The organism is Streptomyces sp. NPDC088915 (assembly GCF_044749825.1).
Taxonomy (GTDB): Bacteria; Actinomycetota; Actinomycetes; order Streptomycetales; family Streptomycetaceae; genus Streptomyces.
Genome location: NZ_JBIVIR010000015.1, coordinates 222,422 through 235,610 on the forward strand (window position 1 = coordinate 222,422; position 13,189 = coordinate 235,610).

General features: G+C 72.7%; 14 protein-coding genes and 1 pseudogene. 9 read left to right on the plus strand and 6 right to left on the minus strand.

The annotated features are described in order from the left end of the window. Positions 1-361 precede the first annotated feature (361 nt). The 3 genes from ACIP5O_RS26385 to ACIP5O_RS26395 form a co-directional block, all read right to left on the minus strand. Positions 362-538, minus strand: a complete 177-nt coding sequence (locus tag ACIP5O_RS26385) for a hypothetical protein (protein WP_401297287.1) — start codon at positions 536-538, stop codon at positions 362-364. A 324-nt stretch (positions 539-862) separates the two neighbouring features. Then, positions 863-1,180 (minus strand): hypothetical protein, encoded by a 318-nt coding sequence (locus ACIP5O_RS26390; RefSeq protein ID WP_401297289.1) that lies wholly within the window; start codon positions 1,178-1,180, stop codon positions 863-865. 224 nt (positions 1,181-1,404) lie between these two features. Next, complete coding sequence (locus ACIP5O_RS26395) at positions 1,405-2,139, minus strand: dienelactone hydrolase family protein (protein ID WP_401297290.1); 735 nt, start codon at positions 2,137-2,139, stop codon at positions 1,405-1,407. A 254-nt stretch (positions 2,140-2,393) separates the two neighbouring features. Between ACIP5O_RS26395 and ACIP5O_RS26400 the strand changes: the two genes are divergently transcribed. From ACIP5O_RS26400 to xdhC, 5 genes are all read left to right on the plus strand, one after another. Then, the gene (locus ACIP5O_RS26400; protein WP_401297292.1) at positions 2,394-2,630 is read left to right on the plus strand and encodes a hypothetical protein; all 237 of its coding nucleotides are present in this window, start codon (positions 2,394-2,396) and stop codon (positions 2,628-2,630) included. Beyond that, positions 2,630-2,899 (plus strand): hypothetical protein, encoded by a 270-nt coding sequence (locus ACIP5O_RS26405; RefSeq protein ID WP_401297294.1) that lies wholly within the window; start codon positions 2,630-2,632, stop codon positions 2,897-2,899. Before ACIP5O_RS26400 ends, ACIP5O_RS26405 begins: the two co-directional genes overlap by 1 nt. Before the next feature lie 416 nt (positions 2,900-3,315). Next, positions 3,316-4,779, plus strand: coding sequence for a xanthine dehydrogenase small subunit (locus tag ACIP5O_RS26410; protein ID WP_401297296.1), 1,464 nt, complete (start codon positions 3,316-3,318; stop codon positions 4,777-4,779). After that, positions 4,776-7,148 (plus strand): xanthine dehydrogenase molybdopterin binding subunit, encoded by a 2,373-nt coding sequence (xdhB, locus tag ACIP5O_RS26415; protein WP_401297298.1) that lies wholly within the window; start codon positions 4,776-4,778, stop codon positions 7,146-7,148. The genes ACIP5O_RS26410 and xdhB overlap by 4 nt, the downstream gene beginning before the upstream one ends. A 1-nt stretch (position 7,149) precedes the next feature. After that, the gene (gene xdhC / locus ACIP5O_RS26420) at positions 7,150-7,959 is read left to right on the plus strand and encodes a xanthine dehydrogenase accessory protein XdhC (protein ID WP_401297300.1); all 810 of its coding nucleotides are present in this window, start codon (positions 7,150-7,152) and stop codon (positions 7,957-7,959) included. An 18-nt stretch (positions 7,960-7,977) separates the two neighbouring features. Here the strand turns inward: xdhC and ACIP5O_RS26425 are convergent, their stop codons facing one another. Together ACIP5O_RS26425 and ACIP5O_RS26430 are read right to left on the minus strand one after the other, a co-directional pair. Beyond that, on the minus strand, positions 7,978-8,169 hold the full coding sequence (locus tag ACIP5O_RS26425) for a hypothetical protein (RefSeq protein WP_401297302.1): 192 nt from the start codon (positions 8,167-8,169) through the stop codon (positions 7,978-7,980). A gap of 137 nt (positions 8,170-8,306) precedes the next feature. After that, a complete protein-coding gene (locus ACIP5O_RS26430; protein WP_401297304.1) occupies positions 8,307-8,738 on the minus strand; it encodes a DUF6003 family protein in 432 nt (143 codons plus the stop codon). Positions 8,739-8,902: 164 nt separating this feature from the next. On the opposite strand from ACIP5O_RS26430, the gene ACIP5O_RS26435 reads away from it, so the two are divergent. Further along, a complete protein-coding gene (locus ACIP5O_RS26435) occupies positions 8,903-9,472 on the plus strand; it encodes a TetR/AcrR family transcriptional regulator (RefSeq protein ID WP_401297306.1) in 570 nt (189 codons plus the stop codon). 71 nt (positions 9,473-9,543) lie between these two features. Next, positions 9,544-10,722 (plus strand): GDSL-type esterase/lipase family protein, encoded by a 1,179-nt coding sequence (locus ACIP5O_RS26440; RefSeq protein ID WP_401297308.1) that lies wholly within the window; start codon positions 9,544-9,546, stop codon positions 10,720-10,722. 83 nt (positions 10,723-10,805) lie between these two features. Here ACIP5O_RS26440 and ACIP5O_RS26445 read toward each other — a convergent pair whose 3' ends face one another. Further along, positions 10,806-11,297: a GNAT family N-acetyltransferase gene (locus ACIP5O_RS26445; RefSeq protein WP_401297310.1), complete on the minus strand. Its 492-nt coding sequence runs from the start codon at positions 11,295-11,297 to the stop codon at positions 10,806-10,808. A gap of 298 nt (positions 11,298-11,595) precedes the next feature. Here ACIP5O_RS26445 and ACIP5O_RS26450 point away from each other — a divergent pair, with 298 nt between their 5' ends. Then, the gene (locus tag ACIP5O_RS26450) at positions 11,596-12,531 is read left to right on the plus strand and encodes an ion transporter (protein WP_401297312.1); all 936 of its coding nucleotides are present in this window, start codon (positions 11,596-11,598) and stop codon (positions 12,529-12,531) included. 140 nt (positions 12,532-12,671) lie between these two features. Continuing rightward, positions 12,672-12,909: pseudogene (locus tag ACIP5O_RS26455) on the plus strand (CBS domain-containing protein); the annotation flags it as partial. Positions 12,910-13,189 lie beyond the last annotated feature (280 nt).

The following is a 13,189-nucleotide window of genomic DNA, read 5'->3' on the forward strand; positions in this document are numbered from 1 at the left end:
CGTTCGCTTCTCGGAGGGGTGGTGGGAGGGGGTGGTGGGGCAACCGGTGCTCAGAGGCGGCGGCAGTCGGCCACCGCGTAGCCGCGGAGCTCGGGCGGGTCGGCGGCGAGCATCCGCCGGCAGATGCCGAGGGCCCGCCCGACGGCGTCGAGTTCGTCCGGGCAGTCGACGCAGAGCGCGATCCGGACGGAGCCGCCGCTGACGAGGGCACGGGCGGTCTCGACGGAGTCCGTGGGATGTACGGCCCGGCGCAGGGCGCGCAGGACGCCGCTGGAGGTGGGGCGTGTGGTGTCCGCCGCGGCGGATGCGGACAGCGAGACGCCGATGAGGTAGATGGCCGGATCCGGGTGGTGCGGGCCGGTCAGCCCCAGGAGAAGCCGTCGGTGGAGGCGGTGGGGGTGGGCGCGGGGACGACGGCGGCCGGGGCCGGGGGAGTGGTGTCGGCGTCGGCGGCGGCGGGCGGGGCGACGAGGAGGGCGCCGGCGAGGGCGAGCGGGGCGAGGGCGACGGCCAGGGCGCGGCGGGCGGAAGAGCGCATGACGGGAAGACCTCCGGTGGGAGCGGTTCGTGGGATTCGTGTCGCATCGCCCCTCGGCGGGGCCCTTTCGACGAGTTCAAGCTTGCTCGACCGCGCCGGGCCTGTCAGCGCCTCCGGGGTGGCATCAACCGTCCGGGCGGTTGACGCCAGCCCCGGCCCACCGCTCTCGTACGGCTCCGACCTGCGGCTCCACGGGTGGTGTCACGTTCCTGCCGGACGGAAGGTGCAAGGCGACGGCGGACAGGCCCGACACGGCGGAGGGGCGGCCGTCCGGAGGGATCCGGACGGCCGCCCCTCCACCGGTGCCGGTGAGGCGCGTACGGGTCAGAAGTCGATGCAGACCGGGCCCTGGTTGACGTTGATCAGGCCGACCTGGGTGACGGCGGCGTTACAGGCGAAGCCCATGTCGTCGTCGCCGCCCTTGCTCTCGCCCGCCTCCTCGAGGGAACCGAAGTCGATGCAGACCGGGCCCTGGTTGACGTTCACCGCGCCGATCTGCGTGGTGAGGTCGTTGCACACCCCGTAGGACGCCGACTCATCGCCCCGCTCGAGGTGGTGGTCGGCCGAGGCGACGCCGGAACCGGCCAGCACCGCGGCGGCGGCAAGGGCGACGGACGCGAGGGTCTTGCGGAAGGACAGCATGATTTCTCCGGGAATGTGGAGGTCAGGGACACAGCAGACTCCACCAGCGTTCGCCCGCGCTCGCATGTCGGAGTACTCCGCTTGGGCCGCCGGGTGCCGTGATGCACTCTCATGGCCCGCCCGGACGCGGACCGGTACCTCCCGGCGAACGAGGGCCCGCCCCCGAAGAGCAGGGCCCTCGTCCCCCCCGGCCCACAGCCTGCCGGGACCCGACGACCCCGGCCCTACTTCAGGTGCCGGGTGAAGAACCGGGCCGCCGCGTCCCCCGCGAACCGGGGGACGCCGGTGTGCCCGCCCATGTTGGCGTGCAGCGTCTTCTCCTCGGAGCCGAAGGCGTCGAACAGGTCCAGGGCCGCCTGCCGGTCGTTTCCTTCGTCGTCCCACTGCAGCAGGACGTGCAGCGGAATGGTGACCCGGCGCGCCTCCTCGAACATGACGGCGGGCACCAGGCTCCCGGCGAACAGAACGGCGGCCGAGACGCGCGGTTCGACCACCGCGAGCCGGACGCCGACGGAGATCACGCCCCCCGAGTACCCGACCGGACCGCCGATCCCGGGCAGCGACAGGAGGGCGTCCAGGGCGGCCTGCCACTCGGGGACCGACTTCTCGACGAGCGGGAGGACGAGGGCGTCGACGATCCCGCCGTCGACCGGCCCGCCGGCCTCCAGGGCCCGGCGCAGGTCGGCGCGGGCCTGCTCGATCTCGGGCCGACGGGGCCGGTCACCGCTCCCGGGGAGCTCGATGGTGGCCGCGGCGAAACCGTCCGCCACGGCCTGCCGGGCCCGCTCCACCAGCCGGGGATACATCCGGGGCAGCCCGAGCGGCGGGTGGCCGAGCAGGATCAGCGGTACCGGTGCGGAGGGCGACGCGGGCGTCCACAGGAGGCCCGGGATCTCGCCGAGGGTGAATGCGCGTTCGAGGACGCCGTCGTCGAGGCGTCGTTCGGAAGTGAAGTGCACGGTCGTGCCTTTCGGGAGTGCGCTGGAACGGCGCTCCCGGACGACCTATCGCCCGACCGTGACCCCGGAGGAGAGCACCCATGTCGATACTGCGTTCACGGGTACCACCTCCTCGTTCTCTCGCACGGCTCCCGGAAACGTAGCAGCGGTCGTGGCGGTCCGCCAAACGGGTTTCCACCCGGACCGGCACCGGGACCGCGCACTCGGCGATACCGTGGTGGGGAAGACCCGTCCGCCCCTTCACGGAGGCCTCGATGAGCGAACAGCCGGCCACCGCAGGCCCCTCCGCCCGGCAGCGCCTGGACCCGGCGGCCGCCGAAGCGGTCCGCGCCTACGCCGCCCGTACCCGTGCCACCGCCGACCGGTTCGCCGCCGTCCTCGAGGACCTCGCCGCCGACGGCCTGCCCGACGTCGACGAGTGCACCCCGTGGGAAGAGCTGCGGGAGAAGCACCTCGCCCGCCTCGCCGCCCGGCGCCCGGCCGTCGCCTGATGCCGCGGCACGACCGCCGGCGCGCGCGGATCACGTTCTCCGACGCCGCCGCCAAACAGCTCGAAGCCCTCACCGACGAGGCCGGACTCCACGCCCTCGACCGCGCCCTGGTCGTCATCTCCGTCGATCCCGCCATCGGCGAACCGATCCCCGGCAGCACCACCGGCCCCCAACTCCTCCAGTACGCCGACGAGGTCGAACGCGTACGCGTCCTGTACTTCGTCACCGCGCTGAAGACCGTGGTCGTCGTCGCCTACATCGAGGTCTGACCCGCCCCGGCCGGGCCCCGCGCCCTTCCCGCTGCGTAAAGATCCACCCCTTGACCTCCGGGGCGCCGACCACTACTTTGCCGTGAACGTCGTCCCACAGCTCCCGGAAGGAGGCGATCCGCGGATGTCCACCCCCTCCGATCCCGGTCGCCTCGCCGAGCGCACCGCCTGGGTTCCGGGCCAGATCGCGCACGGCTGCTGAGCGCCCCCTTTTCCTCCCGTGCCCGTCCACGGCACGTCGCGGGTTCCGTGGTTCCCCGCCTCCCCTTCACCAGCACCTCGCTGACGCATGCCTTCTCGCGCCTGCCCCTCTCGCGCGGCGCGTCTGCGTTCTGAGTACAGAAAGCCGCCTGAACATTGACGAACACGACGAACACGACGAACCGTTCGACCGCGCGCCGGAACGCAGGCCTGTCATGACGGCGGCGCGCATCACGATCAACGGCGACGAAGCACCGATCTCCCCGGCCGCACCCCACACCACGGTCCTCGACTTCCTGCGCGAGCGCGGCCTCACCGGCACCAAGGAGGGCTGCGCCGAGGGCGAGTGCGGGGCCTGCGCGGTCCTGGTCGCCCGACCCGGGACGCACGAGCCCACCGACTGGGTGGCGGTCAACGCCTGCCTGCTCCCGGTCGCGGCGCTCGACGGTCAGGAGGTCGTCACCTCGGAGGGGCTCGCCACCGCCGGTGAGGCCGGTGCCCCGGCCACCCTGCACCCGGTGCAGGAGGAGCTGGCGGTCCGCGGCGGCTCCCAATGCGGTTACTGCACACCGGGATTCGTCTGCAGCATGGCCGCCGAGTACTACCGGCCCGACCGCCGGGCGCACGCGGACCCGGTCGGCTGCACCGACCCCGAGCACGGTCCGAACGGCTTCGACCTGCACGCACTGAGCGGCAACCTGTGCCGCTGCACCGGCTACCGCCCCATCCGCGACGCCGCGTTCGCCGTCGGCACGCCCGCCGAGGAGGACCCCCTGGCCCGGCGCCGCGGGCAGTCCCCGCCGGAACCGGTGGCCACCGAGTACACCCGGGGCGACAGCACCTTCCTGCGGAAGAACACCCTGGAGGAGACGCTGCGGCTGCTGCGCGAGCGTCCCGACGCGGTGGTGGTCGCCGGCTCCACCGACTGGGGCGTGGAGGTCAACATCCGCTCCCGAAGGGCGGATTGCGTCGTCGCCGTCGACCGGCTGCCCGAACTGCGCGAGCTGCGGACCACGTCCGACCACGTCGAGATCGGGGCGGCGCTCACGCTCAGCGAGATCGAACGCCGCCTCGACGGCGGCGTGCCCCTCCTCGCCGAACTCTTCCCGCAGTTCGCGTCCCGCCTCATCCGCAATGGAGCGACCCTCGGCGGCAACCTGGGCACCGGATCCCCCATCGGGGACAGCCCGCCGGTCCTGCTCGCGCTCGACGCGTCGGTGGTGCTCGCCGACGCCGACGGCGAGCGCGAGGTCCCGCTGGCGGACTACTTCACCGGCTACCGGCAGAGCGTGCGCCGTCCCGGCGAGCTGATCCGTGCGGTCCGCGTCCCGCTGCCCCTGTCACCGGTCACCTCCTTCCACAAGATCGCCAAGCGGCGCTTCGACGACATCTCCAGCGTGGCGGTCGCCTTCGCGCTCGACATCCAGGACGGGACGGTCCGCAAGGCGCGGATCGGCCTGGGCGGCGTGGCCGCCACCCCGATCCGCGCCCTCGCCACCGAGGCGGCCCTCGAAGGCCGGCCGTGGACCGTGGAGACCGTCGAGGCCGCGGCCCGGGTGCTGCGGGCCCAGGGCACCCCCATGGACGACCACCGGGCCAGTGCCGCCTACCGCGCCGAGATGCTCGGCCAGAGCCTGAGGAAGCTGTACGTGCGAACCACCGCGGCGGTGTCGTCATGAGCCACCTGTCCGAGCGCCCCGAGAAGCCCGTCGTCGGCGTCTCGATGCCCCACGAGAGCGCCTACCTGCACGTCACGGGCAGCGCCCTCTACACCGACGACCTGGTCCACCGCACCAAGGACGTGCTGCACGCCCACCCGGTCCAGGTCATGAAGGCCCACGGCCGCGTCACCGCGCTGCACACCGGGCCCGCGCTCGCCGTGCCCGGCGTGGTCCGCGTGCTGACCGGGGCCGACGTGCCCGGGGTCAACGACGCCGGGATGAAGCACGACGAACCGCTCTTCCCCGACGAGGTCATGTTCCACGGCCAGGCGGTCGCCTGGGTGCTCGGCGAGACCGCGGAGGCGGCGCGCCTCGGCGCCGCGGCCGTCGAAGTGGAACTCGACGAACTGCCCTCCCTCATCTCGCTGCAGGACGCGATCGCCGCCGAGAGCTTCCACGGCGCCCGGCCCGTGATGCTCACCGGCGACGTCGACGCCGGGTTCGCCGACTCCGCGCACGTCTTCTCGGGCGAGTTCCAGTTCTCCGACCAGGAGCACTTCTACCTGGAGACGCACGCGGCACTGGCCCTGGTCGACGAGAACGGGCAGATGTTCGTCCAGAGCAGCACCCAGCACCCCTCGGAGACGCAGGAGATCATCGCGCACGTGCTCGGACTGCCCAGTCACGAGGTGACCGTGCAGTGCCTCCGCATGGGCGGCGGCTTCGGCGGCAAGGAGATGCAGCCGCACGGATTCGCGGCCGTCGCCGCGCTCGGCGCCAGGCTCACCGGCCGGCCGGTCCGGGTCCGGCTCAACAGGACCCAGGACCTGACCATGTCCGGCAAGCGCCACGGCTTCCACGCCGCGTGGCGGATCGGCTTCGACGCCGACGGCCGCGTCCAGGCCCTGGACGCCACCCTGACCGCGGACGGCGGCTGGAGCCTGGACCTGTCCGAGCCGGTGGTTGCCCGCGCGCTCTGCCACATCGACAACACCTACTGGATCCCGAACGCGCGCGTCGCCGGCCGCATCGCCAGGACCAACAAGGTCTCCAACACCGCCTTCCGCGGCTTCGGCGGACCGCAGGGCATGCTAGTGATCGAGGACATCATGGGCAGGTGCGCGCCCCTGCTCGGCCTCGACCCCACGGAGCTGCGGGAACGCAACTTCTACCGGCCCGGACAGGGCCAGACGACACCGTACGGACAGCCGGTCACCCACGCCGAACGGATCTCCACCGTCTGGCGGCAGGTCCAGGCCGACGGCGACGTCGCCCACCGCCGGCGCGAGATCGCGGCGTTCAACGCCGCGCACCCGCACACCAAGCGGGGACTCGCCGTCACCGGCGTCAAGTTCGGCATCTCGTTCAACCTCACCGCCTTCAACCAGGGCGGCGCGCTGGTGCTGATCTACAAGGACGGCTCGGTCCTGATCAACCACGGCGGCACCGAGATGGGCCAGGGCCTGCACACCAAGATGCTGCAGGTGGCCGCGACCACCCTGGGCATCCCGCTCCACAAGGTGCGCCTCGCCCCCACGAGGACCGACAAGGTGCCCAACACCTCCGCCACCGCCGCCAGCGCCGGGGCGGACCTCAACGGCGGGGCGGTGAAGAACGCCTGCGAGCAGCTGCGCGAACGGCTGACGCGGGTGGCCGCCACCCGGCTGGGAGCGAACGCCTCGGACGTGCGCATCGTCGAGGGCGTCGCCCGCGCCCTCGGCCGCGACGGGGAACTGGACTGGGACGACCTGGTGCGCACCGCGTACCTCCAGCGGGTCCAGCTGTCGGCGGCCGGCTTCTACCGCACCGAGGGCCTGCACTGGGACGCGAAGACGTTCCGGGGCTCGCCGTTCAAGTACTTCTCCTACGGCGCCGCGGCGGCCGAGGTCGAGGTGGACGGCTTCACCGGCGCGTACCGCATCCGGCGGGTGGACATCGTGCACGACGTCGGCGACAGCCTCTCCCCGATGATCGACGTCGGCCAGGTCGAGGGCGGCTTCGTGCAGGGCGCGGGCTGGCTGACGCTCGAGGACCTGCGCTGGGACACCGGCGACGGGCCGCACCGCGGCCGGCTGCTGACCCGGGCGGCCAGCACGTACAAGCTGCCCAGCTTCTCGGAGATGCCCGAGGAGTTCCACGTACGCCTCCTGGAGAACGCCACCGAGGAGGGCGCGGTCTACGGGTCCAAGGCCGTGGGCGAACCCCCGCTGATGCTGGCCTTCTCGGTGCGCGAGGCGCTGCGGCAGGCCGCCGCGGCGTTCGGCCCCGCCGGAACCGGCGTGGAACTCGCCTCGCCCGCCACGCCGGAAGCGGTGTACTGGGCGGTCCGGGCGGCCAGCCGGGCCGGCGACGCCCGGACCGGGGCAGAAGCGTCGCACCGTGCCTGACATGACCTGGGTCACCGCGGTCGCGCGGTTGCGGGCACGCCGGGAGCCCGGCGTGCTCGTGACCGTCGCGACCGTGCGCGGCCACGCCCCCCGCAACGCCGGCGCGAAACTCGTCGTGGGACGGACCGAGACGTGGGGCTCGATCGGCGGCGGCAACGTCGAGGCGGTCGCGATCGACCGGGCCCGGGAGCTGATCGCCGCGCCCGCGCCCGAACCGGAGCTGATCGACTTCGCCCTGAACGACAAGGTGACCAACCGGCACGGCGTGCAGTGCTGCGGGGGAACGGTCTCGATCCTGCTCGAACCCCTCCCCGTGGTACGGACGGTGGCGATCTTCGGCGTCGGACACGTCGGGATGGAACTGGCACGCGTCCTGGCCCGCCAGGACCTGGACCTCCACCTGATCGACAGCCGCTCCGCCGTCCTGGCCGAGGACCGGCTCGCCGTCCTCGCCGACGCGGTGGCGGCGGTACGGGTGCACCACACGCCCCTGCTGCCCGAGGAGGTCCTCGAACAGCTGCCGCGCGGCACCCACGTCCTGATCATGACCCATGACCACGCCGAGGACGCCGCCCTGTGCGACGCGGCCCTGCGCACGCCCCACCTGGGCTCCATCGGGCTGATCGGCTCGGCGGCCAAATGGGGCCGCTTCCGCAAGCGCCTCCTCACGGAAGGCGGCCACGACGAGACCGCCGTCGCCCGGATCAAGACCCCGATCGGACTGGCCGACATCACCGGAAAGGAACCCGCGACCATCGCCGTGAGCGTCGCCGCCGACCTGCTGCGCACCTTCGAGACCGAAGGGAGCTGACCCCCGGGGCCGCGCCCCTCACCAGCCCCGGGTCCCCGGCCCGCCCTGGAAGGGCCCTTCGATCTCGCGCATGATCCACCCGCCGTAGAAGTCGCCCTCCTGCGCGGCCACCGCCTCGCCGTCGACCGCGTCCTCGTACGACGCCGCGCCTTTCCGTTCGCAGTGGGTCCGGCCCGCCCCGGGGCGCAGGAACTCCGTGGGTAGTCCCACACGGACTCCTTCGGCACGGCCGGTACGTCGTTCACGAGGCCCCTCTCCCGGACGCGTCCCTCCCGCTCCCCGCTTCGCCCCCCGGCCCGGATCCCGGATGCGGAAGGCTTCTGGCGCGGTTCGCCGCGTCCGGTCGTTCAGGGGCGGGGCGGGGTGGGCAGAGCGGTGGGGTCCACTCCGGACAGCTCCACGATGCGGTGCGCCGGTATGCCGGCGGCCAGGGCCTTGTGCAGCAGGTCGTCGCGGCCCTCCTTGCTGTCGCGGTAGGCCAGCAGCTCCTCCTCGACGGCCGCCACCGGATCGGTGGCACCGGCCCGGCGCACCCGCTCCAGTTCCTCCCCGTCCAGCGGCACCGGCAGCCGCTCGGCGTCCTCGGGGATCATCCCGGTCTGCTCGGGCGGCACGATGCGCAGCGCGGGGGAGGCCGCGTCGGTCTCGTGGGCGTCGAGCCAGGCCCGTACGGCCGGGGTCTCCAGGCACTCCAGCTCCCCGACGAGGGAGACGGGCGTGCCCTGCCACCCCGATCCGGGGGCACTGTCGGCGAGGAAGAGGTAGGCGTCGTCGGTCATGTCGATTCACTTCCCAAGGGGTATGTCGTGGCGTCGTTGCGGGTCTGCCTACCCGCTTCCGGCGCCGCCATGATCCCCGGTACGACGGAGTCCTCACCGACAGGGAATTTGCCTAAACCTATTAGGCGGGTTCATTCTGGCTGTAGGTTGAGAGGAGGAAGGTCATGGTCCGAGCAGGACTGACCCCGGAGCGCCTGACGCGGGCGGGGGCGGAGCTCGCCGACGAGGTCGGCTTCGACCGGGTGACCGTCGCCGCGCTCGCCCGGCGCTTCGACGTGAAGACCGCGAGTCTGTACTCGCACGTGAAGAGCTCGCAGGACCTCAAGACGCGGATCGCCCTGTTCGCCCTGGAGGAGCTCGCCGAGCGGGCCTCCGACGCGCTGGCCGGCCGGGCGGGCAAGGACGCCCTGATCGCCTTCGCGGACGCCTACCGCGACTACGCGCGCGAGCACCCCGGGCGCTACGACGCCACCCGGCTCAGGCTCGACTCCGAGACGGCCGCCGCCAGTGCAGGCGTCCGCCACGCCCGGATGACGCGCGCCCTCCTGCGCGCCTACCACCTGGAGGAACCGGACCAGACGCACGCGGTCCGGATGCTGGGAAGCGTCTTCCACGGCTACATCAGCCTGGAACTCGCCGGAGGGTTCAGCCACACCGCCCTCGACTCCCAGGCGTCCTGGCTCTGGACGCTGGACTCCCTCGACGCGCTGCTGCGCCGGCACGGCACCCCCTGAACCGAACGGGGCCGCGCCGCGCGCGGGCGCGTCCGGACGACCCGTACCCCTCGACCGACAGGCTGGAGACCATGAACACCGACCGCCCCCGGACCACCACCCCCCTCACCCCGGACATCCTGCGCGGCTTCCTCGACCTGGAGCAGACCCCGCGCGGCCTGCTCCCGCACCGGCTGCCCGCGGCCGCCCGCCGGCAGATCCCCGACGAACAGCTCGCCCTGATGGAGGCCCAGCCGTCCGGCGTGCGGCTCGTCTTCCGCACCGCGGCGACCGTCGTCGAACTGGACACCCTGCCCACCAAGCGCGCCTACAAGGGCTTCCCGGCCCCCGCCGACGGCGTCTACGACCTGCTGGTCGACGGCCGCCTCACGGCCCGGGCCACCGTGCCCGGCGGCAACGTCCTGATGATCACCGACATGGTCGCCCAGACCTCCGAGCTGCACGAGGGGCCCGTCGGCACCGCCCGCTTCACCGGCCTGCCGGCACACGACAAGGACGTCGAGATCTGGCTCCCGCACAACGAGATCACCGAACTGGTCGCCCTGCGCACCGACGCCCCCGTCGCACCCGTACCGGACCGCGGACGCAGGGTGTGGCTGCACCACGGCAGCTCCATCAGCCACGGCTCCAACGCCACCCACCCGACCGCCACCTGGCCGGCCCTGGCCGCGGCCCGGGGCGACGTGGAGCTGGTCAACCTGGGCTTCGGCGGCAGCGCGCTGCTCGACCCGTTCACCGCCCGCGCCCTGCGGGACGCCCCCGCCGACCTGATCAGCCTGAAGATCGGCATCAACATCGTCAACACCGACGCGATGCGCCTGCGCGCCTTCGGCCCCGCCGTCCACGGCTTCCTCGACACCGTCCGCGAAGGCCACCCGACCACACCGCTCCTGGTCGTCTCGGCCGTCCTGTGCCCGGTCCAGGAGGACACCCCCGGCCCCCTCGTGCCCGACTTCGCCGACGGCACCCTGAAGTTCAGGGCGACGGGCGACCCCGCCGAACGCGCCGCGGGACGCCTGACGCTCACCGTCATCCGCGAAGAACTCGCCCGGATCGTCGCGGCGCGAGCGGCCGAGGACCCGAACCTGCACCACCTCGACGGCCGCGACCTCTACGGGGAGGAGGACTACGCCGAGTTCCCCCTGCCCGACGAGGTCCACCCCGACCCGGCGGGACACCACCGCATCGCCGAGAACTTCGCGCGCCTCGCCTTCGGCGACGGGGGCCCGTTCGCCACCGGCACCACCTGACCCGCGAACTGCCGTGCACCGGGGGAGCACCAGGTCGGAGCGCCCGCGTACGTACCGTCAGCTCGCCACCCCCACGCAGCGGGTCAACACTCCCGCGCGTACTCGACCTGCGCCAGCGGCTTGCCGTCACCGAAGTCGTGCGACCGCGAGGCGCCGGTCGGGACGTACCCGTTCTTCTCGTAGAAGCGGCGCGAGCGCGGTGTGTCCCGCAGGGTCCACAGGTGAACGCGCTCGTGGCCCTCGGCGCGCAGCCGGACCAGGGTCCGCGCCATGAGCGCGGGGGCGATGCCGCTTCCCCAGCCGTCGGGGTGGCCGTAGAAGCCGTACACCTCGGCCCAGCCGGGCCGCCGGGGGGAGGCGCCGGACCAGGAAAGGGCGAGCGGGCGCCCCTCGAAGGAGGCGAGGAGAAGGATCCCCTCACCGATACGCGCATGCCACCGGGTGCGCCGGTCGCTGACGCCCAGCGCCGCGAACTCGGGGGAGAAGAAGGGCGCGTAGGCCGCCTCCCAGCCGGCGGCGTGTACGTCGCCGAGCGCCTCGGCGTCGTCCGGACCCGCGATCCTGATGTCGAACATCCGTCGAGGGTAGCGGGACGAGCGCGAAGGCCGTTCGTCCTTCCCGCAGGAGCGGCACGGCGGCGTCCGACGTAAACGATCTTGTGCTGGATCGGTCACGGCCCGGCCGCCCCGCGGCGGACCGAACGCGTGGCATTTCCCTGGAGCGGATGAATCGTTTACCCACTTCTCCCGCGACCCGCAGCCTGAAGGCCCGTCGACGCGTTAGGTGCGAAAAGAACAAGCCACTGATCCCGCCCGGTCGCCTCCGCGTCCCCACCGGGCGGTGCTCGGCGTGCGCCCCGTTACGGAGATTCCCATGACCACCGCCCCGGCTCCCGCCCTGACCCGTCTCGCGGCTCCCTGCCGCACCCTGATCGAGACCCCCCTTTTCTCACTCGCCGTCCTGGCCGCGATCCTGCTCAACGCCGCCCTGCTCGGCGCCGAGACCTACCAGGGCTTCGCCGCCGCCCACGCCGACCGGCTCCGGTGGGCCGAGCACGGCTGCCTCGCCTTCTTCACCCTGGAGATGCTGCTGCGCCTGGCCGCCCATGCCGACCGGCCGAAAGACTTCTGGCGCGACGGATGGAACGTCTTCGACCTGGTCGTCGTCGCCTGCGCCTACATCCCCTTCGTGCGGGAGAACGCCACCGTGCTGCGGCTGCTGCGCATGGTCAGGGTGCTGCGCACCGCCCGGTTCCTGCCCCAGCTGCGCATCCTGTTCATCGCCGTCTCCCGCAGCCTCCCCGGCACCATCAGCTTCCTCTTCGTCGGAGCCGTCGTCCTCTACGTCTACGCCATGGTCGGCTGGGTCTGCTTCGGCTCCCACGACCCGGCCCACTTCGGGTCCCTGGGACGCGCTCTGCTCACCCTGTTCCTGCTGATGACCCTGGAAGGCCTGCAGGACGCCATCTACAACGGGCTCTCCGTCTCGCGCCTGAGCCTGCTCTACTACGGCTCCTACGTCCTGCTCGCCTCGTTCGTCCTGGTCAACGTCCTCATCGGCGTCGTCCTCAACAGCCTGGACGAGGCGCGCGAACTCGACAACGCCGCACTCGAAGCGGCCCGCCGCACTCCTCACGAGAAGGGGGCCGTGGCCGGCGCCCCGGTCGCGCGGATCTCCCCGGAGGCACCACCCGCGGAGCTCGCCGCACACATCGCCGACGTGCGGCGGGCCCTGGACGGCCTCGAACAGTCCCTCGCCGCACACCCGGCCGTCCCTCACGACCGGGACCGGATGGTGACCACCGCCTGACCGCTCGCCTTCGCCCGGCGGTGCTCCCGGCACCCGTTCGCTCTTCCTCTACAGTGATGTAGAAGCCCGTGCGCTTCCCCGACCGTCGATTCCGCCGGAGCACGGCAAGGAGCGAGCGACCCGCGACGGACGAGCCTTCCGGCGGAGCCCGAGCCCGCGACGCCCTGGTCGCCCGCGCCCGCGGCCGTACCCTCACCGCCCGCGACCTCACCCGCCCCGTACCCGAACCGACCACCGCCACCACGGTCGCCGAGGCCGTCGAGCAACTGCGCCGCCGCCGTTCCTCCCTCGCCGTCGTACGGGACGGACAGGGCACCCTCACCGGCCTCGTGCCTCGACGACCTGCTGGTCCGGCTGACGGGCCCGCAGACGGCCTGAGACCCGCGCGGGACGACCGGCCCCTCGCCTGCGCACACGGAGGGCCGGGACCGGCGGCGGCGCCACCGGTCCCGGCCCTCACGGGCACCGGCCCGTCACATCGGCTCGGGGAAGATGTCGCTGATGCTCCAGGCGACGCTGAAGCAGGGGACGAAGGCGTCGAGGGCCTCCTGCTCGGTGTCCAGGGTCTGGAGCGCGAGGATCTGGCTCATGGGTGATCTCCTCTTTCCTGTCGGGGTCGTACCGGTTGATCACTGCACACCTCGGCACGAAGGCGTTC

What these genes read in the sequence shown, in the direction of transcription:
- ACIP5O_RS26385 (WP_401297287.1), bottom strand. Translation starts at nt 538, where the DNA reads ATGCGCTCTTCCGCCCGCCGCGCCCTGGCCGTCGCCCTCGCCCCGCTC.
- ACIP5O_RS26390 (WP_401297289.1), bottom strand. Translation starts at nt 1,180, where the DNA reads ATGCTGTCCTTCCGCAAGACCCTCGCGTCCGTCGCCCTTGCCGCCGCC.
- ACIP5O_RS26400 (WP_401297292.1), top strand. Translation starts at nt 2,394, where the DNA reads ATGAGCGAACAGCCGGCCACCGCAGGCCCCTCCGCCCGGCAGCGCCTG.
- ACIP5O_RS26405 (WP_401297294.1), top strand. Translation starts at nt 2,630, where the DNA reads ATGCCGCGGCACGACCGCCGGCGCGCGCGGATCACGTTCTCCGACGCC.
- ACIP5O_RS26410 (WP_401297296.1), top strand. Translation starts at nt 3,316, where the DNA reads ATGACGGCGGCGCGCATCACGATCAACGGCGACGAAGCACCGATCTCC.
- xdhB (WP_401297298.1), top strand. Translation starts at nt 4,776, where the DNA reads ATGAGCCACCTGTCCGAGCGCCCCGAGAAGCCCGTCGTCGGCGTCTCG.
- xdhC (WP_401297300.1), top strand. Translation starts at nt 7,150, where the DNA reads ATGACCTGGGTCACCGCGGTCGCGCGGTTGCGGGCACGCCGGGAGCCC.
- ACIP5O_RS26430 (WP_401297304.1), bottom strand. Translation starts at nt 8,738, where the DNA reads ATGACCGACGACGCCTACCTCTTCCTCGCCGACAGTGCCCCCGGATCG.
- ACIP5O_RS26435 (WP_401297306.1), top strand. Translation starts at nt 8,903, where the DNA reads ATGGTCCGAGCAGGACTGACCCCGGAGCGCCTGACGCGGGCGGGGGCG.
- ACIP5O_RS26440 (WP_401297308.1), top strand. Translation starts at nt 9,544, where the DNA reads ATGAACACCGACCGCCCCCGGACCACCACCCCCCTCACCCCGGACATC.
- ACIP5O_RS26445 (WP_401297310.1), bottom strand. Translation starts at nt 11,297, where the DNA reads ATGTTCGACATCAGGATCGCGGGTCCGGACGACGCCGAGGCGCTCGGC.
- ACIP5O_RS26450 (WP_401297312.1), top strand. Translation starts at nt 11,596, where the DNA reads ATGACCACCGCCCCGGCTCCCGCCCTGACCCGTCTCGCGGCTCCCTGC.